The organism is Candidatus Flexicrinis affinis (assembly GCA_016716525.1).
GTDB lineage: Bacteria > Chloroflexota > Anaerolineae > Aggregatilineales > Phototrophicaceae > Flexicrinis > Flexicrinis affinis.
Genome location: JADJWE010000006.1, coordinates 438,722 through 459,554 on the forward strand (window position 1 = coordinate 438,722; position 20,833 = coordinate 459,554).

17 protein-coding genes, 1 other RNA gene and 1 pseudogene are annotated in these 20,833 nt (G+C 64.9%); 13 read left to right on the forward strand and 6 right to left on the reverse strand.

Features of this window, described 5'->3' with window-relative positions; all coding sequences use genetic code 11:
• Positions 1-191: 191 nt before the first annotated feature.
• The 3 genes from IPM16_17120 (at position 192) to IPM16_17130 (ending at position 3,000) form a co-directional block, all read left to right on the forward strand.
• Positions 192-704, forward strand: coding sequence for a ClbS/DfsB family four-helix bundle protein (locus IPM16_17120; GenBank protein MBK9124822.1), 513 nt, complete (start codon positions 192-194; stop codon positions 702-704).
• 121 nt (positions 705-825) lie between these two features.
• Entirely contained in the window at positions 826-1,497 is a 672-nt protein-coding gene (locus IPM16_17125) for a nitroreductase family deazaflavin-dependent oxidoreductase (protein MBK9124823.1), read from the forward strand.
• Between the two features lie 87 nt (positions 1,498-1,584).
• On the forward strand, positions 1,585-3,000 hold the full coding sequence (locus IPM16_17130; protein MBK9124824.1) for an L-serine ammonia-lyase: 1,416 nt from the start codon (positions 1,585-1,587) through the stop codon (positions 2,998-3,000).
• 136 nt (positions 3,001-3,136) lie between these two features.
• Here IPM16_17130 and IPM16_17135 read toward each other — a convergent pair whose 3' ends face one another.
• Both IPM16_17135 and IPM16_17140 read right to left on the reverse strand, forming a co-directional pair.
• Complete coding sequence (locus tag IPM16_17135; protein MBK9124825.1) at positions 3,137-4,048, reverse strand: SMP-30/gluconolactonase/LRE family protein; 912 nt, start codon at positions 4,046-4,048, stop codon at positions 3,137-3,139.
• Between the two features lie 8 nt (positions 4,049-4,056).
• The gene (locus IPM16_17140) at positions 4,057-4,710 is read right to left on the reverse strand and encodes a cupin domain-containing protein (protein ID MBK9124826.1); all 654 of its coding nucleotides are present in this window, start codon (positions 4,708-4,710) and stop codon (positions 4,057-4,059) included.
• Positions 4,711-4,802: 92 nt separating this feature from the next.
• On the opposite strand from IPM16_17140, the gene IPM16_17145 reads away from it, so the two are divergent.
• The 3 genes from IPM16_17145 to IPM16_17155 all read left to right on the forward strand — a co-directional run bounded on the left by IPM16_17145 (position 4,803) and on the right by IPM16_17155 (position 7,002).
• A complete protein-coding gene (locus IPM16_17145) occupies positions 4,803-5,246 on the forward strand; it encodes an acyl-CoA thioesterase (GenBank protein ID MBK9124827.1) in 444 nt (147 codons plus the stop codon).
• Positions 5,247-5,356: 110 nt separating this feature from the next.
• Positions 5,357-6,337: an inorganic phosphate transporter gene (locus IPM16_17150; GenBank protein ID MBK9124828.1), complete on the forward strand. Its 981-nt coding sequence runs from the start codon at positions 5,357-5,359 to the stop codon at positions 6,335-6,337.
• Positions 6,338-6,339: 2 nt separating this feature from the next.
• Positions 6,340-7,002, forward strand: a complete 663-nt coding sequence (locus tag IPM16_17155; GenBank protein ID MBK9124829.1) for a DUF47 family protein — start codon at positions 6,340-6,342, stop codon at positions 7,000-7,002.
• Between the two features lie 112 nt (positions 7,003-7,114).
• On the opposite strand, the gene IPM16_17160 is transcribed toward IPM16_17155, so the two are convergent.
• Positions 7,115-7,480 carry a helix-turn-helix transcriptional regulator gene (locus IPM16_17160; protein ID MBK9124830.1) on the reverse strand — a complete coding sequence of 122 codons (366 nt, stop codon included), beginning with the start codon at positions 7,478-7,480 and terminating at the stop codon, positions 7,115-7,117.
• 169 nt (positions 7,481-7,649) lie between these two features.
• Here IPM16_17160 and IPM16_17165 point away from each other — a divergent pair, with 169 nt between their 5' ends.
• Both IPM16_17165 and IPM16_17170 read left to right on the forward strand, forming a co-directional pair.
• Positions 7,650-7,904 carry a thioredoxin family protein gene (locus tag IPM16_17165; GenBank protein MBK9124831.1) on the forward strand — a complete coding sequence of 85 codons (255 nt, stop codon included), beginning with the start codon at positions 7,650-7,652 and terminating at the stop codon, positions 7,902-7,904.
• Positions 7,905-7,926: 22 nt separating this feature from the next.
• Positions 7,927-8,976: pseudogene (locus tag IPM16_17170) on the forward strand (permease).
• Positions 8,977-10,740: 1,764 nt separating this feature from the next.
• Here IPM16_17170 and rnpB read toward each other — a convergent pair.
• Positions 10,741-11,099: RNase P RNA component class A (gene rnpB, locus IPM16_17175), an RNA gene on the reverse strand.
• Between the two features lie 108 nt (positions 11,100-11,207).
• Between rnpB and IPM16_17180 the strand changes: the two genes are divergently transcribed.
• The 3 genes from IPM16_17180 to IPM16_17190 all read left to right on the forward strand — a co-directional run bounded on the left by IPM16_17180 (position 11,208) and on the right by IPM16_17190 (position 16,283).
• Positions 11,208-13,355, forward strand: a complete 2,148-nt coding sequence (locus IPM16_17180) for a cation:proton antiporter (protein MBK9124832.1) — start codon at positions 11,208-11,210, stop codon at positions 13,353-13,355.
• 138 nt (positions 13,356-13,493) lie between these two features.
• Entirely contained in the window at positions 13,494-15,161 is a 1,668-nt protein-coding gene (thrC, locus tag IPM16_17185) for a threonine synthase (GenBank protein ID MBK9124833.1), read from the forward strand.
• A gap of 105 nt (positions 15,162-15,266) precedes the next feature.
• Positions 15,267-16,283 (forward strand): hypothetical protein, encoded by a 1,017-nt coding sequence (locus IPM16_17190; GenBank protein ID MBK9124834.1) that lies wholly within the window; start codon positions 15,267-15,269, stop codon positions 16,281-16,283.
• A gap of 323 nt (positions 16,284-16,606) precedes the next feature.
• On the opposite strand, the gene IPM16_17195 is transcribed toward IPM16_17190, so the two are convergent.
• Positions 16,607-17,875 (reverse strand): Glu/Leu/Phe/Val dehydrogenase, encoded by a 1,269-nt coding sequence (locus IPM16_17195; protein ID MBK9124835.1) that lies wholly within the window; start codon positions 17,873-17,875, stop codon positions 16,607-16,609.
• Between the two features lie 274 nt (positions 17,876-18,149).
• On the opposite strand from IPM16_17195, the gene IPM16_17200 reads away from it, so the two are divergent.
• Positions 18,150-19,394, forward strand: coding sequence for a chloride channel protein (locus IPM16_17200; protein ID MBK9124836.1), 1,245 nt, complete (start codon positions 18,150-18,152; stop codon positions 19,392-19,394).
• Between the two features lie 225 nt (positions 19,395-19,619).
• Here IPM16_17200 and IPM16_17205 read toward each other — a convergent pair whose 3' ends face one another.
• Entirely contained in the window at positions 19,620-20,204 is a 585-nt protein-coding gene (locus tag IPM16_17205; GenBank protein ID MBK9124837.1) for a DUF4287 domain-containing protein, read from the reverse strand.
• Positions 20,205-20,296: 92 nt separating this feature from the next.
• Between IPM16_17205 and tadA the strand changes: the two genes are divergently transcribed.
• Positions 20,297-20,767: a tRNA adenosine(34) deaminase TadA gene (gene tadA, locus IPM16_17210; GenBank protein MBK9124838.1), complete on the forward strand. Its 471-nt coding sequence runs from the start codon at positions 20,297-20,299 to the stop codon at positions 20,765-20,767.
• Positions 20,768-20,833: the final 66 nt, after the last annotated feature.

Genomic DNA, 20,833 nt, shown 5'->3' on the forward strand with positions numbered 1-20,833 from the left:
CGGGCTGGCGGGCGCCCCCGAAATCGCCACCCCCGGGTCCGTCCCCGGGGCGGCCGGCGCCGAGGGGGGGGGGGGGGGGGGCCCGGCTCGCCCGCCCGGCGGGCGGCCAGGAGTGTCTTTGTGTGGGTTTCGACGATATGCGGCGTATGGGCTTTGGAGTGCCGCATCCCGCGCGATGAAAGGAGATCGTCATGCCGCGCCCAAACAATAAGGAGCAGTTGATTCACGAAATCCTCAAGGAACATGCTGCGCTTGAAACGTATCTGGAGACGCTCACGCCCGAGGAAATGATCATTCCGGACATCGTCGGGCCGTGGTCGGTCAAGGACGTACTCGCGCATCTCACCGCATGGGAGCAGATGTGCTTGGGCTGGTACCGCGCCGGTCAGCGCGGCGAACGCCCCATGACGCCCGCCGACGGCTATTCGTGGCGGCAGATCCCCGAGCTCAACCACTACCTGTACGAGGCGCACCGCGACGACCCGCTCGAGGTCGTGCTGCACGAGTTCGACGCGTCGTATCACGAGATACTGGCGGCTGTTCGCGGCATGACGGACGGCGAGCTGTTCACACCGCAAGTCTACGCGTGGACCGGATCGACGACGCTCGGCTCGTACATGACGTCGGCGACGTGCAGCCATTACGCGTGGGCCCGCAAGGAAATTCGCAAGGGGCTGAAGGCGAAAGCCCCGATCCCCCAGTAGCTTGAGGTCAATGAGTCGGCCGTCAAAAATCGTCAAACAGATTTCTCCCACCCGTAACGTTTAGCGTGAACAGCGGCGGGCCGTTTCTCATCACTTTCCACTCTTGGCTTTGGAGGCCGATATGGTCGTAGAACGCAACAACCTGCTTACCGAAAAACTGCCGTATCCGACCGGCGCGATGAAGCGAGTCTACAAGCTCCCGATCATGCTGTATCGCATGGGCCTCGGCCCGCTGGTCGGCAAGCTGTTCATGATCCTCACGACACGCGGCCGCAAGTCCGGCCTTCCCCGCCACACCGCGATCGAGTACCACACGTACAACGGGCGCAAATATGCGATGGTCGGTTGGTCGCAGTCGGACTGGTACAAGAACATCCTTGCCGACCCGCTCGTGACGATCCAGACAGCCACCGGTACCGAGTCGGTGAAAGTGCGCGCATTGGTGACCGACGAGGAATACCTCGAAGCGTGGGAACTGGCCGAACACGATCCGGTCGTGCAGGGCATGATTAAGATGAGCGGCATGGATCTGACGCGTGAGTCGTTCCTCGCGCAGAAAGACCGCTTCGTGATCCTGACGTTCGACCCGATCGACGAGCCGACGCCGGCCCCGGTCGAACCGGACCTGAAGTGGGTGCCGCGCGCGGTCGTCAACATTGCGGTCAACGCGCTGGTCGCGATGGCGATTCGACGGTTCATAAAGAACCGCCGGGCAGCACGCGCAGAACAGCACGAAGCGCTTCCGGCAGGCGAGGTCAACGGCGTGCGTCCTTACGTCAAACGCCGTCGATAACGGCAAATCAGACACGCTGTTCGACTGACAGGTGCCAACTGTCGTACACTAGAGCAAGGTGGCAGGGCATCGAGGGAGGCATCTGTCATGGACGCCATTAGCGTGTTCGACATGCTCAAAATCGGGGTTGGCCCGTCCAGCTCGCATACGATGGGGCCGTGGCGTGCAGCGCGTCGTTTTGTCGCGCAAGTCGACGCCAGCGCGGGCATCGACTGTGTCGTGCGCATCCAAGTCGAACTGTTCGGTTCGCTGGCCAAGACCGGGCGCGGCCATGGGACCGACATCGCCGTGCTGATGGGCTTGAGCGGCGAAGATCCGCGCACGTGCGATACCACTCTACTTGACGACAAGGTCGAGGCGATTCGTTCGGGCCGCATGCTGCCGTTGAACGGCGTGCGCGATCTCGCCTTCGACCCGGACAGCGACCTGCTTTTCCACTTCGATCAATCGCTCGACTTTCATCCCAACGGCATGCGCTTCACGGCCGAGCTGTCGGACGGAGACGCCGTAGCCGCGACGTACTTCTCGGTCGGCGGCGGGTTTGTGGTCGAGGAGGGCGAATCCGACAGCGCCGACGCCGTCGACCTCCCTCACCCGTGTACGACCGCCGCGGACGTCCTGCGGGCATGCCGCGAGAACGATCTATCGATCTCCGACCTCGTACTGCGCAACGAACTGGCGTGGCGTTCCGCCGACGACGTGCGCGCGGGCCTGCTGGAAATCTGGCGGACCATGGCGGAGTGCATTTACCGAGGCTGTCACACCGAAGGGGTGCTGCCCGGCGGCCTCGACGTCGTCCGGCGTGCCGCGGGGATCAACCGCCTGCTGCTGGGCGGGATGCGCCACCGCAACGTCGACGCATGGATGCGCGCCATTCAAGCCCGCCGCTACTCGATGCACGAAATGGTCGAGTGGATTAGCTGCTTCGCGCTGGCCGTCAACGAGGAAAACGCGGCGTTCGGGCGCGTCGTCACCGCGCCGACCAACGGAGCGGCGGGAGTCGTGCCGGCCGTGCTGATGCATTACGTCCTCAGCGAGGGCGCTGGCGACGACGATGTCGTGCGCTTCCTGCTGGTTGCTGGTCAAGTCGGCATGCTGTTCAAGCACGGCGCGACGATCTCCGCGGCGATGGGCGGGTGTCAGGCCGAGATCGGCGTCTCGGCCGCGATGGCTGCAGCGGCATTGACCGAAGGCTTGGGCGGATCGCCGGAACGCGCGCTCATGGCGGCCGAGATCGCCATGGAGCACCACCTCGGCCTCACCTGCGACCCAATCGGCGGGCTGGTGCAAATCCCGTGCATCGAGCGCAACGCCATGGGCGCGATGAAAGCGATCACGGCGACCAACATCGCGCTCGTGAGTTCGCCGCGCAACGCCAAGGTCACGCTCGACACCGTGATCAAGACGATGTGGCAGACCGCACAGGACATGAACGTCAAGTACAAGGAGACAGCCGAAGGCGGTCTTGCCGTCCAAATCCCCGTCAACGTCATCGAGTGCTGAGAAACGCTACCAAGGGGTTTACACCCCTTGACCTCATCTCTGCAAGAGAGGCCGCGCGCGGCTTCTCTTGCGAGTTATGGGAGTCCAGAGGGCGTAAGCCTTCTGGCGGGGTTTGGGGCAGCGCCCCAAGGATCGCCTAGAACAGCGGCAGGCCGGCGTGGCGGACGCGCACGCGGTAGATGCTGGTTGTTGCCGTGATGTACAGGCCGCACAGGTCAGGATCGCCGAAGGCCAGATTGGCGGCCGGTTCCGGCGTTTCGATCACGCCGAGACAGGTCGCGTCAGGCGCGAAGACGTGGATGCCGCCCGGGCCGGTCGCGAACAGTCTGCCGGTGCTGTCAAGCTTCATGCCGTCCGGCCACCCCTCGGCGTCGCCATCGAGAGTCGCCCACACGCGGCCGTTCTTGAGCGTGCCGTCCGGCTCGACATCGAAGACGCGAATGTGATCGCGGTGCGTGTCGTTGACGAACAACTGCCATTCGTCGAGTGAGAAGCACAGGCCGTTCGGCCCGCTGAAATCGTCAGCCAGCAGGGTCAGCTCGGATCTGTTCGGATCAAAGCAGTACACGCCGGTGTGCGTCAGCTCGGCGGGGCGAGGAATGCCCGAACTCGGCTCGCGCCCGAACAGCGGGTCGGTAAAGAAGATCTTGCCATCGCCGCGCACGACGATGTCGTTGGGGCTGTTGAGCTGCTTGCCGTTGTAGTGCGAGGCGATCACGGTCATGCCGCCGTCCGGCTCCATCCGCGTGACGCGGCTCGTGGCGTGATGGCACGTCAGCATCCGCCCCTGCCGGTCGTAGGTGTTGCCGTTGGCGAGGTGGCTGTTGGGCCGGATATCGCGCAGGCCGTGCCCCTCGCTCCATTCGAACGTCGAGTTGCCGAGGATGTCGCTGAACCGCAGGTGATGTGCCCGTGGATGCCAGATCGGCCCTTCGGTGAATTTGAACCCGGTCAGGACGGTCTCCATACGGGCGGCGGGATCGAGCACGCTGATCAGGCGCGGATCGCGGACGTCGAGCAGTACGGGTTGGGCGTTCTCGCGCGGCATCGCGTGTCCTATTCGGGTTGGAAGTCCGGCAGGGGCACGCCGGTGATGTCTTTGAAGATGCTGAGCAAGCGCCGCTCGTGGGCCGCGCGCACGTCGGGGTAATCCACAGTCTTGATCAACCGGCCGAAATCGTCGGCGTGGAATCCTGCGGCCCGCGCCATATTGACGACCGACGGCGGCCAATGCGGGTCTTTGCCGTCGTCGTCTTCGTGCGGCTCGGCAATCGCGAGAAACCACCCGATGCCGTCGCCCACGACGTCGAACGCGCGCCACACGCCGGCAGGCACCGAGATCATGTCCCACTTGCCGAGGACGAACTCGCCATCGGGGCGCGCGCTGTCCTCGCCGTAGCCCCACGCGAACCGCCACTCGCCGTCAAGGATGACGATCAATTCGACGTAGTCGTGCGTGTGCCAAGCCGGGCCGTTTCCCGGCGGCGCCCAGCCCATCCCGACCTGAAACCCGTGCGGCGCAGTGATGGCGCGTTTGGCGGCCGTGTCCGGGTCGCCGCCGCCCGTACCAATGACCGCATAGTTCATGCACCAGTGGTTTGGTAGGATACTGTCGATGAACATGAGTGGAATGCCCATGTGCTTGAGGTCGTCGAAGCGGACGACCCGACTGGCCATGTCTGCGGCGGAGTAAGTGTGATGATCGGTCATGCGGTCCTCGCGGCTCACCGGCGGCACATGGACTTCCGTACTACGCAAACTGTATCGCGTGTGACGCGCTATTCAAAACGAGATTGAAGTCCATGACCCGTGAGCCGAATTTTGAGCGGCGCATCCACTACCCGCATATCCTCGCTATCCCGACCCGCTGGCATGACGTCGACATCTACGCGCACGTCAACAATGTCGAGTTCTACTCGTTCTTCGACACCGTGATCAACGCGTATTTGATCCGCGCCGGCGGGCTGAACACCGAACACGACCCCGTCGTCGCCTTCGCCGTCGAGACTCACTGCCAGTTTCTCAAGCCGGTCACGTTCCCCGAGACGGTCGACGCCGCGCTGCGGGTCGCCAAGCTCGGTACGTCGAGCTGCCGTTACGAGATCGGCATATTCCGGCAAGGAGACGACGAGCCGTGCGCGGTCGGGTATTTCGTACACGTATTCGTAGAGCGCCCGGCCAATCGTCCGGTACCGATTCCGGCGCGCATTCGGGCGGCGCTCGAACAGCTTGTAGCGCGCGAGTAGCATACGGTTTTCCGGCGGCGATGGCGCATTGTGACACTACTTTAAGAAAGTGTGATATACTGCTCCATACATTCTTTAACTTTAGACGATAAGTCTTAACATCTTTAACGATGCTCCTCCCTCTCCTCATCCTCATGGCTGTGGGGCTCTGCTATGGAGTCCTGCAAGGCAAGTTCGGCTCGGCAGTGGTCGTGGCGGCGATGGTCTCGTCGCGCTCGCTGCTGCCGCGTCAGGCGGTGATCCTCGCCGCCGTCGGGATGGGGCTGGGCGCGTACGTGCTCGGTTCGGCGGTGGCCGCGACGATCGCTGCCGAGGTGATCGTCCCCGGCGGCATTTCGCTCTACGGCGTCACAGCCGGCATCGCCGCCGCGGTCGTCTGGAACATGATCGGACTCTACTTTGAGCTTCCGGTCAGTATCTCGCAGGCGTTAGTCGGCGGGCTGATCGGTGCGGCGTGGGTGGAATCCGGCCCGCAGTCGCTGCTGGGGCCGGGCTTGGTCAAGCTGGTGCTCGGCCTGTTCGTGTCGCCGGCCATTGGCGTGATCGCAGGCTATCTGACGGTGAAGGTCGCCTATGCGTTGACCGCCGCCGCGACGCCTCACATGAATCGCTGGCTTCAGCGCGCCCAAATCGCTATCTCGTTCGTCATGGCGATGGCGATCGGCAGCAACGACTCCCAGAAGCTAATGGGCGCGCTGGTGATCGGGTTGGTGGCCGGCGGCGTCTTCACGACGACCGACGTGCCGTTGACGATCGTGCTGTTCGGCGTGAGCACGACGATGATCGGCAGTCTGATCAATGGCTGGTCGCTCATCCGCAAGTTGGGGACGAAGTTCTACAAGATCCGGCCGATTCACGGCTTCGGGGCGCAGGCCGCGTCAAGCGCGACGATTCTGAGCGCAAGCGCGTTCGGCCTGCCGGTCAGCGCGTCGCAGGTCGTGACCTCGGCCATCCTCGGCGCAGGCAGCGCCGACCGTTTACAAATGATCCGCTGGGGTGTAGTCAGCGGCATTCTCTGGGGATGGCTGCTGACGATCCCGACGGCAGCCGTGTTCGGCGCCGTGCTGGCGCCCCTTCTGAAAGGGTTCTGACCATGAAAGCATGGCTGCAAAAGTTGAAGGCGCGTCTGGGGCGGATCCGCGAGGCGTTCCGCCGCAAGCCCAATCGATTCCTGCAGCATCTGGGCGAACAAGCCGAGATCGTCGTACAAGGTACCGAAGCACTCGTCAGCTACATGACCAAGCCAAGCAAGAAGAACGCCGCGCGCGTGCGCTCGTTGGAGAAGAACGCCGACGAAATCCGGCGCATCCTGATTGACGACCTCAACCGGTCGTTCGTCACGCCGATCGACCGCGAAGACTTGTTCGCGCTGTCGCGGGCCATTGACGACATCCTCGACTACGCCTACTCGACCACGCACGAAATGGACATTCTCGGCGTCGCGCCCAACGACCATCTACGGGCGATGGCCGCGCTGCTGCATCAGAGCGCGGAAGAGCTGCATCTCGCCATCGAACGGCTTGAGAAGCACCCGAAGATCGCCACCGACCATTCGATGCGCGTCAAGTCGATCGAGAATCAGATGGAACGACTGTACGCCGAGGCATTGGCGCACTTGTTCGACGAGCCGAAAGACCTCAGGCACGTGATCACGATGTTCAAGCTGCGCGAGATTTACCGGCACATGTTCCACGCCGTCGGCAGCACCGAACAGGCCGCCGACATTGTCAGCGACATCGTGATCAAGTTCTATTGAGTGATCAGGTGGCAGGCGTCAGTCTTCAGTGATGGGTTGTATGTGATGAGTCACATTCGATCCGCATCACCTGCACACTGCCGGGGAAACAGACGGTCCTGTCCGCTGGTATTCAGTCACTGGCTTTGGATTCACTATCTGCCAGCGACGCAAGGACGCGCTGAAGTTCGCTCATTGCCGCGCGATTCACGCGGTGATGCACCCACACCCCACGCGATTCGGATTCGATCAGCCCGGCGTCACGCAGGATACGCAAGTGATGGGATATCGTCGGCTGCGTAAGGTCGAAGTGCCGTTCGATGTGACACCCGCACACTTCGCCGCCACCCTGAGCGATCAAATCGAGAATCTGCATTCGAACCGGATGGCCGATGGCTTTGAACGCCGCTGCTATCGCGTCCGTTTGCGCGGACGACAGCCGTATTGCTAACACCGGCGTACACGCCGCGCCTTCGACTGCCTCGATATGTTGTGTCATGAATCGCCGCCCGTGCTAGTGCTCACCATGCACAAAGTGTAGTCGCTGCGTCAAATACATAGATAGTTATCTATATAACGCGATTCGCGTGACGACAGACACTAATCACTCCCGAGCGCACGGCGCTATAGTGCGGGCATAAGGCACTACATACGGGAGAAAAAGCGCCATGTTGTCGATCAAAGTCCTCGGGTCTGGATGTCCCAACTGCCAGCGGCTTGAACAGGAAGTGCGCGCATCGCTCGAAGGCAGCGGTATCGACTTTGAAGTGACCAAAGTGACCGACTACTCGGACATCGCCTCGTACGGAATCTTGCGCACGCCGGGGTTGGTGATCAACGAGACGGTCTTGTCCGTCGGCCGAATCCCGAACCGCCAGCAGATCCTCGAGTGGGCGAACGAAGCCAACCAGTCGCACAACTAATCGGGCAAGGATCAAACAAATCATGCGCTCCGCACACGGCGACACTTCCGGCTTTGACCGCCGAACATTCGCGATCATCGCGGTATTGGCTGTCGTCTGGATCGTCGCCTACTCGAACCTTCAACCCGTCGCCGATTGGCTGACCTACTCGCTGCTTGGCCTCAGTCAGGATAGCCGTCTAGGCGAAGCCCTCAACTTCTTCGTGTACGACGTGCCGAAGATTTTGCTGCTGTTGTCCGGCATGATCTTCGTCATCACGCTGGCACAGACGTTCATCGACGTTGCGCGGGTACGCGCGCTGGTTGAGAAACGCGGCGAAGGCATCGGCAATCTCATGGCCTCGCTGTTTGGCGCGCTGACGCCGTTCTGTTCGTGCTCGTCCGTGCCGCTTTTCATCGGATTCGTCGAGGCCGGCATCCCGCTGGGGATCACCTTCTCGTTCCTGATCACCTCGCCCATTATGAACGAAGTCGCGTTCGTCATGCTGCTCGGATTGTTCGGGTGGCAGGTCGCCGCGCTGTATTTGGTATCCGGCATCGCGATCGGCGTGGTCGCCGGCCTCGTTCTCGGCCGCATGAAGCTGGAGCGCTACGTAGAGCCGTTCGTCTTTCAGATCAAGGCCAAGAAACAGGGTGGCGCAGGAATAGCAGGGGCGCTGACGTGGGGCGATCGGTTTGAGCAGGCCGCGCAGACGACCCGCGACATCCTGCGCAAGGTGTGGCTGTTCGTCATCATCGGCATCGGCATTGGCGCGTTCATCCACGGCTACGTGCCGGAGGACGCGCTGACCGGCATCATGGGTCAGAACGCGTGGTGGTCGGTGCCGGCGTCGGTGCTGCTGGGCATTCCGCTGTATTCGAACGCGGCCGGGGTCATCCCGATCGTGAGTGCGATGCTCGGCAAGGGCGCGGCGCTTGGGACGGCGCTGGCGTTCATGATGTCGGTCGTGGCGCTCAGCTTGCCAGAGATGATTATCTTGCGGCGCGTGCTCAAACCGCGGCTGATCGCGATCTTCGTCGGCGTCGTCGCGCTCGGCATCACGCTCACGGGGTATCTGTTTAACCTCGTGATGTGGCCTCGGGGGGGGGCGCGGGGGGGGGGGGGCCCGCGGCAGGGGGGGGGGGGGGGGGGGGGGGGGGGGGGGGGGGGGGGGGGGGGGGGGGGGGGGGGGGGGGGGGGGGGGGGGGGGGGGGGGGGGGGGGGGGGGGGGGGGGGGGGGGGGGGGTGGGGGGGGGGGGGGAGGGGATTTGCCGCGGGGCGGGGGCGTGCGGGGGGCCGCCGGGGAGCGGGGGGGGGGGGGGGGGGGGGGAAGGGGGCGCCCCCGGGGGGGCGCGGGGGGGAGGAGGGGGGGAGAAAAGGGGGGGGGGGGGGGGGGAGGGGGGGGGGGGGGGGGGGGGGGGGGGGGGGGGGCCATCCGCCCCCCCCCCCCGAGGGGGAGGGGGGGGGGGGGGGGGGGTTCCCCCCCCGGGGGGGGTTTTTCCCCCCGGGGGGTTTGGGGGGGGGGGGGCGGGGTTGGGCCCCGGGGGAATTTTCCCCCGGCCGGGGGGGGGGGGGGGGGCGCCGTCAAGGGGGGGAGGGGGCCGCTGGCGGTGGCCGCGGGGGTCCCGGGGGGGGGGTGGGCGCCCGGGGGGGGGGGGGGGGGGGGGGGGGGGCCCGGGGGGGGGGGGGGGGGGCGGCGCTGGGGGGGGGGGGGGGTTTTTCGGGGGGGGGGGGGGGGGGGGGCCGGGTCGGGGCGGGGCCGGGGGCGGGGGGCCGGGGGGGGCGGCGGGGGGGCCGGGCCGGGGGGGGGGGGGGGGGGGGGGGGGGGGGGGGGGGGGGGGGGGGGGGGGGGGGGGGGGGGGGGGGAAAAAGGGGGGGGGGGGGGGGGGGGGTTCCGTCCCCGTGTGGGGGGGGGAGGGGGAAGGGAGAGGGCCTCTCCCCCCCCCCGGGGGCCCGGGGGGGGGGGGGGGGGGGGGGGGGGGCAGGGTGGGGGGGGGGGGGGGGGGGGGGGGGGGGGGGGGGGTTTTGGGGGGGTGGCGGGGGGCGGGGGGGGTCGGGGGCCGCTTTTTTGGGGGGGGGGGGAAGGAAGGAGGAAAAAAAAATTCGCCCCGCGCCCAACCACATCGACGACTGGTTGTGGGTGGGTGGGGCTCCCCCCCCCGGGGGGGGGGGTCCCCCCGCCCCCCCCCCCGGCGGGGCGGGGGGGGGCGCCGCCCCGCGGGGCCCCCGCCGGGGCAACGTCCCCGGGGCCGCCCCCCCCCCCCCCTCCCCCCCACACTTATCCCCGGGGGCGGCGGCAACGGCTCCCCCACCCCCCCCCGGGACCAACCCCCGGCCGGCGCCGGGGGGGCCCCGCGGGGGGCGCCCCGGCCCCCGGGGGCGCCGCCGCAACGCGCCCCCGGCCGCCCCCCCCGCGGAGGAAGTCGGGGCCAAATGCGGGCCCGTACCTGGCGGTGGGGCCGGCCGCCGGCCCCGCCCCCCCCGCCCGCCGGGGAACCCCCGCGAACCCCCAAAAAGGGGCGGAGCGGCCGGGTACCCCCCCCCGAGGGGGGGGGGACTCCCCCAGGAGGGTTTGCGGGGGGGGGCCCCCCCCCCCGGGCCCCGCGGCCACCCCCCGCCGCGGGGGGGAGGGGGCGAAACCCCCGGGACCGGGGGCCGCGCCGCCCACCGCCCCCACCCACACCCGGGCGGGGGGCCCCCCCCCGGGGGCCGGGGGGGCCGGGGAGCCGCCCCAACGCCAACCGGAAAAAAACCACCCGCGCCCCGCGGCGGCTCCCCCCCGGGGGGGGGGACCGGCGAAAAGCGGGGCGCGGGACGGGGCCGGGGGCCCCCCCGTTCCCCCCCCCCCCCTTTCCCGAACCCAAGCGGGCGGATAAGCCGCCTTCTGTCGTGGAGGATCATCTCTCTGGGGAGCGCGTCACCGCGCCCCTCGTGCAGTCTACCCGGCGCTTTTTGCGGGACGGGCCGCCCCAATGCGCCTGTTTGACCTTGCTCCCGGTGGGGTTTGCCGAGCCGCCGGCATTGCTGCCGGCGCTGGTGGTCTCTTACACCACCGTTTCACCCTCGCCGCTGCCTGCGAACAGGCACCGGCAATACACCTCTCTGTTGCACTTTCCGTCGGGTCGCCCCGCCGAGCAGTTAGCTCGCACCGTGCCCTATGGAGGGCGGACTTTCCTCAGCGCGGTCACGCCGCGCCGCGATCCTCTCGCCCGCTTGGTATCTCCATTATACGGGATACGGGAAGTCGCAGACTCTCAATTTGCTCACTTTTGCGGCAGCCGATATAGTACCGCGTTTGTGAGGCCAAACGGAGCGACTTTCCGAATGACCCAACCGTTTACCCCCCCGTCCCATCACGACATCCTGCTGCTGCTCGTTCAAGTTGGCGTGCTGCTGCTGGCCGCCCGCGTCATGGGCGAGCTGGCCCAACGACTCGGTCAGCCGACTGTGGTGGGCGAGATTCTCGCCGGCATCCTGATCGGCCCATCCGTCCTCAGCGGCATCTTCCCCGGCGTGGGCGAGTGGCTCGTCCCGCAGACCGAAACACAGGGCTACCTGCTCGAAGTCATAAGCCTGCTCGGCGCCATGTTCATGCTGCTGATCACAGGCCTCGAAACCGATATCGGCCTGATTCGACGACAGGCGCGAACGGCGATCGGCGTGTCGATCGGCGGCATTACCGTGTCGTTCATTGGCGGCACGGCGCTCGGCATGATCATCCCGGACGATCTGCTGGTCGACCCGGCGCAGCGTGTTGTGTTCGCGCTGTTCGTCGCGACCGCGCTGGCGATCTCCGCGATCCCGGTTGTCGCCAAGGTGTTGATGGACCTCGGCGTAATTCGCCGCACCGTCGGCCAGACGATCATCGCGTCCGGCATGATCGACGATACGGTGGGCTGGATCCTGCTATCGGTCGTGGCCGGCCTTGCCGCCGGCGAGGCGTTCAGCCCCGGTTCGCTCGCGCTGTCGGTCGGCGAAGTGGTGCTGTTCATGGGCGTCATGTTCACCGTCGGGCAGTGGATCGCGCGGCGGGCGATCAGCTTCGCGCAGGACAACTTGATCGGGCGCGACCGCGTGTTGGCCCTGATGGTCGTGTTGATGTTCGCCGGCGGCGCGTTTGCGCAGCTTCTCAACATCGAGGCCGTGTTGGGTGCGTTCGTGGCCGGAATCCTGCTGGCGCGCATTCGCACCATCCCGATCGAAGCGGTGCACACGCTGGAAAAGATTGCGCTGAGCCTCTTCGCGCCGATCTTCTTCGCCGTCGCCGGCCTGAAGGTGAACGCAATTCGCCTGCTTGAGCCGGACTTGCTGGTGCTGACCGTGTTGATGATCGTCGTCGCAATCGTCGGCAAGATCATCGGCACGTACCTCGGCGCGCGCTACATCGGCGGGCGCGACCACTGGACGTCGCTCAGCTTTGGCGCCGGTCTCAGCGCGCGCGGGGCGATCGGCATCATCATCGCCACGGTCGGCCTGTCGCTCGACATCCTGACGCAGGACGTGTTCTCGATGATCGTGGTGATGTCGATCGCAACGTCGGTCGTCGCGCCGGTCATGCTGCGTTGGGTGCTCGGCCATCTCAAGCCAACGGCGGACGAAGAGGCACGCGCACGACAGGAGCAGCTCAACCCCAACAGCCTGCTCGCGGACGTGCGGCGCGTACTGCTGCCGGTGCGCGTGCGTGAGGGAAGCAGTCCCTACTCGCAGATCGAGGCGCGCATCCTCGAGAAGCTGAACGCGCGCACGAAGATTTCCGTCACGCTGATGACCGTCACCAAGCCGGACGGGCGCAGCGCCGCCGTGAGTTACCTCGACAAGTTGGCGCTGCTGTTTGAGTCCGAACCTGTGACCAAGAAGGTCGCGGTTGGCGACAACGTCGGCGGGCTGATCTTGGACGAGGCGCAGAAGGATTACAACTTGATGGTGCTCGGCGCGCCGGAGGGGCTGCGCTCGACCGAAGTGCTCTTCACGCCGATTGTCGATTTTCTGATGCGCACGTCGCCCTGCCCGACTCTGCTCGTGCGCGGCAGCCAAGTCCCTGAGGACTGGCAGCCCAGCCGTGTACTGATCGCCACCAACGGGTCGACGGCGGCCCGCCGCGCGGCCGAGGTCGGGTTCGCGTTGGCTGCGCCGGACGGCGAGGCGGTCATCCTGCAAGTCGTCGAGCGGACAATGAACGATTTCCGCTTCGACGCGACCGGCGAAATGCTGCAGCGCCAGCAGACGAACGCGGGGCGCGCGGTGGACGAGCTGCGCGAACTGGGCGGCCTGCAAGGGGTGCTGACCAGTGCCGAAGTCGTGACCTCACGCAGCCCTGACCAAGCCATCGTGGATCACGCTAAGAAGCTCGGCGTCGATCTGATCGTGCTGGGTACCAGCGTCAGCGTCGGGTCGGAACGGCTGTATCTCGGGCCGCGCGTCGAACGTATTCTTGCCAATAGTCCGTGCCCGGTGCTGGTCGTCAATTCGTAGTCCGCGAAGGACGCACGTCATCAATGGACACCCGTTCCGTAAGCGGAATGGGTGTTCCATATTCTAGATCAACGTTGTTACAACTATAATGACGCCATATTGTCAATCAATCCCCTGCCGGCGGAGTCCGGATTCGCAATGTCAGACAGTAAACAGATCACGCTGGAGTGTTCGAACTGCGGCCACTCCGAACCAATGCGCACGTTTGGCGGCGCCTGCGCAAAATGCGGTGAGGTCATCGTCGAGGCCCGCTACGACCTGCAAGGGCTTGACCCCGCGGCGTGGATGACAGCCGTGCGATCGCGCAAGGCGCAGCTGTGGCGCTATCACGAGGTGCTGCCGCTGTACGACACGGCCAACATCGTCAGTTTGGGTGAAGGCGGCACGCCGCTGATCAAGTCGCAGGCGCTGGCGGCGTCGCTCGGCCTCAAGAACCTGTACATCAAGGACGAACGACAGGGGCCGACCGGCAGCTTCAAAGACCGGCAGGCGACCGTCGCGATTTCGGCGCTCAAGGAGATGGGTGTCAACGAGCTGGTCGTCGCCAGCACCGGCAACGTCGCGATCGCCTATGCGGCCTACTGCGCGCGGGTCGGAATCAAGCTGTGGGCGTTCTTCCCCGCGCTCACGCCGACGGACAAGATGCGCGAAACGGCCATCTACGGCGCCGAGGTCATCAAGACGACCGGCACCTACGACCAGACCAAACAGCTTGCGGCGCAGTTTGCCACCGCGCGCGGCATCTTCCTCGACCGCGGCATCAAGTCGGTCGCGTCGATCGAAGCGATGAAGACGATGGCCTACGAGATCGGCGAGCAGCTTGTCCGCGAGCTGGGCGGCGACCTGCCGATGCGCGCCCCGGACTGGTACCTGCAAAGCGTCAGCGGCGGCATGGGCCCGATCGGCGTGGGCAAGGGCTTCCGCGAGATGAAATCGCTCGGGCTGGTCGATAAACTGCCCGCGTTCGGCATGATCCAGTCGACCGGATGCGCGCCGATGGTCGAGGCGTTCGAGCGCAAACAGCGCGTGGCGACGCCGATCGAGAATCCGGATTCGGTCATCGTCACGCTGGCAACAGGGTCGCCCGGGCGCGCCTACGAGCTTCTGTACGACTACGTACAGGACAACGGCGGTCACTTTGTCAGCGCAACCGACGAAGAGGCGTTTCAGGCCATTCGCACGCTGGCCCGCAGCGACGGAATCAGCGTCGAACCGGCGGCAGGCGTGACGTTCGCCGGCCTGTTCAAGCTAGTGCGGCAGGGGATCATCAAGCCCGACGACGTGGTGGTCGTCAACTGCTCCGGCCACACGCTGCCGGTCGAAAAGACTATTCTCGGCGAGCAGTGGCAGAAGCAGGTCGATCTGAGCGAAGCTCGCTCGACGCCGGCCGTCCCGCAGGACGACCTCGCCACCGTAATCGACATCATGGGCGGGCAGCGCGTCCGCCGCGTGGCCGTGATCGAGGACAACGTCGAGGCCGCCCGCTTGATGCACCGCATCCTCTCGACCCGCGACGATACCGAGATTCGGCTTGCGCATAACGGCGAGGCCGGCTTGCAGCTCATTCGTACGTGGAAGCCCGATATGGTGATCACCGACCTGATGATGCCGGATGTTGACGGGTTCGAGGTCATTCGCCAGATGAAAGCCGATCCGACGCTGATCGAAGTGCCGATCGTGGTCGTGACGGCCAAGGAGCTGTCCGCGCACGAGCGCAAGGAACTAGAGCTGTCGACATCGGTGCTGCTGCAGAAGGGCGCGTTCCTCGACGACGAATTTGTCGAGAAGGTCACGAGCTGGCTGTAGAAGAGCGCTGAGTGTGAAGTGGCACCGAGCGTTGAAAGGCGTGTCCGAAAATAGAGAAGGTGTCCATAAGCGCTAGAATCTCTTGCGCCAACAAGGAGATCAGCGATGGATATGGACACCATCTTCACGACATTATACGTACTGGTCGATGACTGGTACAAAGCTGAAATCGCCGAATCGATGCAGCGGCACCGCGGTGGCAGAATGAGAATGAGCGACAGCGAGGTGCTGACCGTTGCGCTGGCGGGGCAATGGCAGGCGGGAATGCCGTGGCGCTCAGAACGGGAAGTGGTCGCTTACGTGCAGCGGCATTTACGCGGTTTGTTCCCGACCATGTTGGGGCGAAGTGCGTTCAATCGGCGGGTGCGGTGTTTGTGGGGTGGCTTTGTGAGGCTGCAACAGCTTGTAGCCGAGCAATTGCGCGGCGCAGATGAACTCTATGAGAGCGTGGACAGCGTGCCTGTACCCAGTCTCAGCAATGGCCAAGCCCAGCGTCAGTCCACCCATTGGACCTGGCAAAGCCGTCGGGGACGAGGCAGCTACGGGCGCTTCGTGTGGGGCGAACGGGTGCTTATGGCGGTGAGCCCTAGCGGCGTTATTCGAGGCTGGATTGCGGCAGGCGCGAATGTGAACGACCGCTGGTTGTTAGAAGCGTTGTTGAACCGACGGGCAGGTGGGGACGCGCTGCACGAACCGAAACAGCGCCCACGGGATGGCAACAAACCACGCACTACGCCGCCTGCAGCCACACATCTGTTTGGCTGGGCTGCAGTAGGCGAAACATTGAGCGGCGATTATCTAGCCGACCGCGGGTTCAATGGGCGGCGTTGGCGGCAGCAATGGCAGCAGGCCTATGGCGCACGCGTGTTGGCCCCGCCGCCGCCTAACGAGCCCGGCACGTGGAGTGCGGCGCAGCACCGTTGGCTAGCCTCGCACCGGCAGATCGTAGAAACGGTGTTCGCCCGCCTGGACAACGTGTTCGGCTTCAAACGGCTACTGGCCCACTCACGGTGGGGACAACTCACCCGCTTAGCCGCCAAAACCGCCGCTTACAACATCGGCCTCTATCTCAACCGCATGCTCAACCGCCCACTTGGCGTCTTAGCCACCCTCTTTCGTTGATTTTCGGACACGCCTTTTCGCCCTCTGGACTCCCGTTTCTGCGATTTGATGCCGCATGCGGCATCAAATCGCGAGTAACGAGGTGCAGGCGTGCAGATTCCTCTCCGGGCACTTATTGCATAGGCATCGCCCTCGCACCTTACAACAGGTCTACACCCCTTGACCCCATCTCTGCAAAAGAGGCCGCGCGCGGCCTCTTTTGCGAGTTATGGGAGTCCAGAGGGCGCAAGCCTTCTGGCGGGGTGTGGGGCAGCGCCCCACGGTAGAAACAAAAACCCCCTGACCGGCATCGGTCAGGGGGTGAGTTTTCGTGATGGGATGGTTTACGGGTAGAAGCCGCGGGTCTTCATCGCATCGGCGACGCGCTTGATAGCCGCCACCTGCGCCGCTGTGCGCAGGTCGATGGCGTGCTCTTCCGACGTGCGCACGGTCAGATCGTAGGCCCGGATCATGATGCGTTCGAGCTGGCGGAAGATCTCGGTCTCGTCCCAGCTAAACGACTGTAGATCCTGCACCCACTCGAAGTAGCTGACGATCACGCCGCCGCTGTTGGCGAGGATATCGGGCACGACCATGATGCCGCGCTCGTTCATGATGTCGTCGCCCTCGGGCGTGGTCGGGCCGTTGGCGCCTTCCACGACCATGCTGGCCTGCACCCGATCGGCGTTGTGCTGGGTGATCTGACCTTCGAGCGCGCACGGCAGAAGCACATCGCACGGCAGCTCGAGCAGTTCACTGTTACTGACGTTCTCGGAGCCGGGGAAGTCCACCACGCTGCCGGTGATGGTCACGTGTTCCATGACCGACGGGATATCGAGGCCGTTCGGATTGTAGATGCCGCCCTTGATGTCGCTGACGGCGACGATCTTGAACCCGTTCTCATAGGCGTAGGCGGCGGCATTGCTGCCGACGTTGCCGAAGCCTTGGATGGCGACGCGCGTGTTCGAGGCGTCCATGACACCGCGGCGGCGCAAAGCTTCCATCATGATCGTGACGGCGCCGCGGCCGGTGCTGACGGTGCGCCCCTGCGACCCGCCGATCACCAGCGGCTTGCCGGTGACGATGGCGGGCACGGAGTAGCCCATCGTCATGCTGTACGTGTCCATGATCCACGCCATGTGCTGCGGCGTCGTGCCCATGTCCGGCGCGGGGATATCGCTGTGCGGGCTGATCAAGGGGATTAGCTCGCTCGCGAAGCGCCGGGTTAGGCGTTCATGCTCGGCCAAAGACAGCGCGCGCGGATCGACGATCACACCGCCCTTCGCGCCGCCGTACGGCAGCCCGACCAGCGAGCACTTCCACGTCATCCACATGGCCAGCGCACGGACCTCGTCCATCGTCACCATCTTGTCGTAACGAATACCGCCCTTGGACGGGCCGAGGACGGTGCTGTGATGGACGCGGTAGCCGGTAAACATTTCGACCCGGCCGTCGTCGCGGCGCACGGGAAAGTTGACCGTGAATTCGCGACGCGGGTAGCGCATGAATTCGATGATGTTGTCGTCAATGTCGCGGAGGTGGGGGGTGGCTCTGTTGAACTGGGATAAGGCCGTCTGATAAGCGTTGGTGTGGAGTTCGTGCGTGAGGGTCATAGTTGTGGGGGCCCCGGATGGGCTTCTCCTTGCCACATTGCGAAAAATGGACGATCGCACTCCGAAAAAACCGCGCCAATGTTGCCTTGACGCGTCGTACTCCATTCATTGTATATGCAAAGTGCAATCTTGCAAGCAATGTTTCTTCGTGTATGTTGCACAATCGGTAAGGCGTCAGGTTCCCGTCATCTCCCTTAGCGACGCTGGTTGGCCTTCCGGCAGGGTATCCGGCATACTAGGACGTCTCAATTATTCCCCTTTTGGGGCCACGGGTATGACGTCTCCGCCGCTGTCTGCTGCCCTGTTAACGCGACGCGTGTCTGCCGCGCTGCGCTGGTTGTTCCTCGCCGGGCTGGTCGGGGTACTTGCCGGTACCGCATCGGCGGTGTTTCTGATTCTGCTGACGAATGCGACCGGCACGTTCGCAAGCCAGCCTGCACTGATCGTGCTGCTGCCGTTCGCCGGGCTATTGATCGGGTGGGTGTACTGGCGCTTCGGCGGCGCAGCGGCGCGCGGTAACAATCTTGTTATCGAGGAGATTCACGTCTCGGTTCAGCGGGTGCCGTTTCGCATGGCTCCGCTGGTGCTGATCGGTACGGTAGCGACGCACCTGTTTGGCGGGTCGGCCGGGCGCGAAGGCACGGCCATCCAGATGTCCGCCAGCATGGCCGATACACTTCGCCGCCTGCTCCGGCTTGAGGCAAGTGAGCGCCGTCTTTTGCTCATGGCCGCTATCAGCGGCGGCTTCGGTTCGGTGTTCGGGACGCCGGCGGCAGGCTTCGTGTTCGGCATGGAGGTACAGGCCGCGGGCCGCATGCGCTACGAAGGCGCGCTGCCCTGCCTGATCGCATCGGTCGTCGGCGATTTGGTGACGCGTGCATGGGGCGTCGGCCATGCCCACTACCCGCAGCTCGCGCAGGTCGAAATCGACCCGATGCTGCTGATGCGCGTGGTGTTGGCATCGGTCATCTTCGGGTTGGCATCGGTCGCCTTTATCGAACTGACGCACCTCGTCAAGCACACGTTCCAGCACCGCATTGCGTGGGCGCCGCTGCGGCCGTTCATCGGCGGGATTGCTGTCATCGGGCTTACGCTCATCGTCGGAACGAACGACTACAACGGTCTCAGCCTGCCGTTGATTCAACGCAGTCTGAACGGCGAGGAGGTCCTGCTAACCGTTTTTCTGCTCAAGATCGTCTTTACGGCCGTGACGCTCGGCAGCGGGTTTCTGGGCGGAGAGGTCACGCCGCTGTTCGTGATCGGCGCGACATGCGGGGCGGCGCTTGCACCGATCCTCGGGATCGATGCGGGGCTGCTCGGCTCGATCGGGTTTGTCGCCGTATTCGCTGGCGCGACCAACACGCCGATCGCCTGCACGATGATGGCCGTCGAGCTGTTCGGCGGGGGCGGCGCAATCTATGTCCTGGTCGGCTGTGTCGTCGCCTATCAGATCAGCGGACAGCGCAGCATTTACACGACGCAGCGCGTGGCCACGCCGAAGTGGGGCGACGAACGGTAAAACAGGGGTTAGAGGGAAAGGCCCAAGGGAAAAGGCTATTTGGGGCGCTGCCCCAACCCCCGCCAAAAGCCTTGCGCCCTCTGACTCCCTCACATGCAAAAGAGGCCGCGCACGGCCTCTTTCGCAGAGTCTTGGTCAAGGGCTGCAAATCACTTGAGGTGCCGTCGACGCGCGGCCTTCGCTCGCCTGTTGAGCATTCACTGACAACTGACGTCTGAGACCTGCCTACTTCTTCTTTTTCCGGGTGCGCTCGAACGCCACGCCGAACAGATCCATCAGCGGGGCGTCGATCTGCGCGGCGTCTTCGACCACGACCATATGCGTGACATTGGGCATCGCGCCCAAGCCCTTGCCCTTCTCGACGCGCCCCTCAAACGGCATGTCGCCGAGGTCGAGGCCGACTTTAAGCCCAGTCTTGGTCGGTGTGGCACATCCGAGCACCTTCTCACCGTCCAGCGACACGTACGTCTTTTTCGGCACGAAGCGGATGTTCGGATGAGCGTCGGCAAGCTCCAGCTTGAGTGCGTCGTAGCACGCCCGCGCCTGATCCTTTCCGGCGAACAGATTCTCGACCAGCTCGCCTTCGTCGAAGGCCGGCTTGCCGTCATTTGCGTGCATAAAGGCCAACATCGTCGCCCGCATGTGATCGAGGCCGTGGTCGCCCTTGAGCCAGTCGCGGATTTCGGCGTGCTTGCCGCGCCCGGACTCCTTGATCACGGCCATCCATTCTTCGATGGTACGTCCGGTTTGGGCCTTGGCGTTGGCGATAAAGTCGCGCTCGTAACCTGAGGTATTCTTGACGTCGTCCATATTCTCCCTCCGTATTGTGGACCACACGAGAAAAGTAGCTATTTTGTTCTATACCATAAACTAGAACGAGACGGGTGTCAAACAGGTTACCGATGACGGCGCACGAACAGTGGTTCTTTGACGACGTAACTTACATGCGCATCGCGATCGACGAGGCGCGCGCCGCGCTGACAACCGGCGATGTGCCTGTCGGGGCGGTGGCGGTGCGAAATGGCGAGGTGATCGGACGCGGGCACAACCGTCGCGAGGCCGACGGCGATCCGACCGCACACGCCGAAATCCTCGCGCTGCAGCAAGCGGCGCGCGCGGTGGGCGAGTGGCGCCTCGAAGACGTCACGCTGTACTGCACGCTCGAACCGTGCTGCATGTGTGCCGGCGCGATGGTGCAGGCCCGACTGTGGCGGCTCGTTTACGGCGCGCTCGACCCGAAGGCCGGCTGCGCCGGGAGCGTGATGGACGTCCTGCGTCAGCCGAAGTTCAACCACCGTGTCGATGTCTACGCTGGCGTGCTGGCCGACGAATGCGCCGCTCTGCTCGACGACTTCTTCAAGTCCCTGCGATGAACGATTTGCTGGGGCGCTGCCCCAACCCCCGCCAGAAGGCTTACGCCCTCTGGACTCCCTTTTCTA

What these genes read in the sequence shown, in the direction of transcription:
- IPM16_17155 (MBK9124829.1), top strand. Translation starts at nt 6,340, where the DNA reads ATGAAAGCATGGCTGCAAAAGTTGAAGGCGCGTCTGGGGCGGATCCGC.
- IPM16_17180 (MBK9124832.1), top strand. Translation starts at nt 11,208, where the DNA reads ATGACCCAACCGTTTACCCCCCCGTCCCATCACGACATCCTGCTGCTG.
- IPM16_17145 (MBK9124827.1), top strand. Translation starts at nt 4,803, where the DNA reads ATGACCCGTGAGCCGAATTTTGAGCGGCGCATCCACTACCCGCATATC.
- IPM16_17190 (MBK9124834.1), top strand. Translation starts at nt 15,267, where the DNA reads ATGGATATGGACACCATCTTCACGACATTATACGTACTGGTCGATGAC.
- IPM16_17130 (MBK9124824.1), top strand. Translation starts at nt 1,585, where the DNA reads ATGGACGCCATTAGCGTGTTCGACATGCTCAAAATCGGGGTTGGCCCG.
- IPM16_17150 (MBK9124828.1), top strand. Translation starts at nt 5,357, where the DNA reads ATGCTCCTCCCTCTCCTCATCCTCATGGCTGTGGGGCTCTGCTATGGA.
- IPM16_17195 (MBK9124835.1), bottom strand. Translation starts at nt 17,875, where the DNA reads ATGACCCTCACGCACGAACTCCACACCAACGCTTATCAGACGGCCTTA.
- IPM16_17160 (MBK9124830.1), bottom strand. Translation starts at nt 7,480, where the DNA reads ATGACACAACATATCGAGGCAGTCGAAGGCGCGGCGTGTACGCCGGTG.
- thrC (MBK9124833.1), top strand. Translation starts at nt 13,494, where the DNA reads ATGTCAGACAGTAAACAGATCACGCTGGAGTGTTCGAACTGCGGCCAC.
- IPM16_17205 (MBK9124837.1), bottom strand. Translation starts at nt 20,204, where the DNA reads ATGGACGACGTCAAGAATACCTCAGGTTACGAGCGCGACTTTATCGCC.
- IPM16_17120 (MBK9124822.1), top strand. Translation starts at nt 192, where the DNA reads ATGCCGCGCCCAAACAATAAGGAGCAGTTGATTCACGAAATCCTCAAG.
- tadA (MBK9124838.1), top strand. Translation starts at nt 20,297, where the DNA reads ATGACGGCGCACGAACAGTGGTTCTTTGACGACGTAACTTACATGCGC.
- IPM16_17140 (MBK9124826.1), bottom strand. Translation starts at nt 4,710, where the DNA reads ATGACCGATCATCACACTTACTCCGCCGCAGACATGGCCAGTCGGGTC.
- IPM16_17200 (MBK9124836.1), top strand. Translation starts at nt 18,150, where the DNA reads ATGACGTCTCCGCCGCTGTCTGCTGCCCTGTTAACGCGACGCGTGTCT.
- IPM16_17125 (MBK9124823.1), top strand. Translation starts at nt 826, where the DNA reads ATGGTCGTAGAACGCAACAACCTGCTTACCGAAAAACTGCCGTATCCG.
- IPM16_17165 (MBK9124831.1), top strand. Translation starts at nt 7,650, where the DNA reads ATGTTGTCGATCAAAGTCCTCGGGTCTGGATGTCCCAACTGCCAGCGG.
- IPM16_17135 (MBK9124825.1), bottom strand. Translation starts at nt 4,048, where the DNA reads ATGCCGCGCGAGAACGCCCAACCCGTACTGCTCGACGTCCGCGATCCG.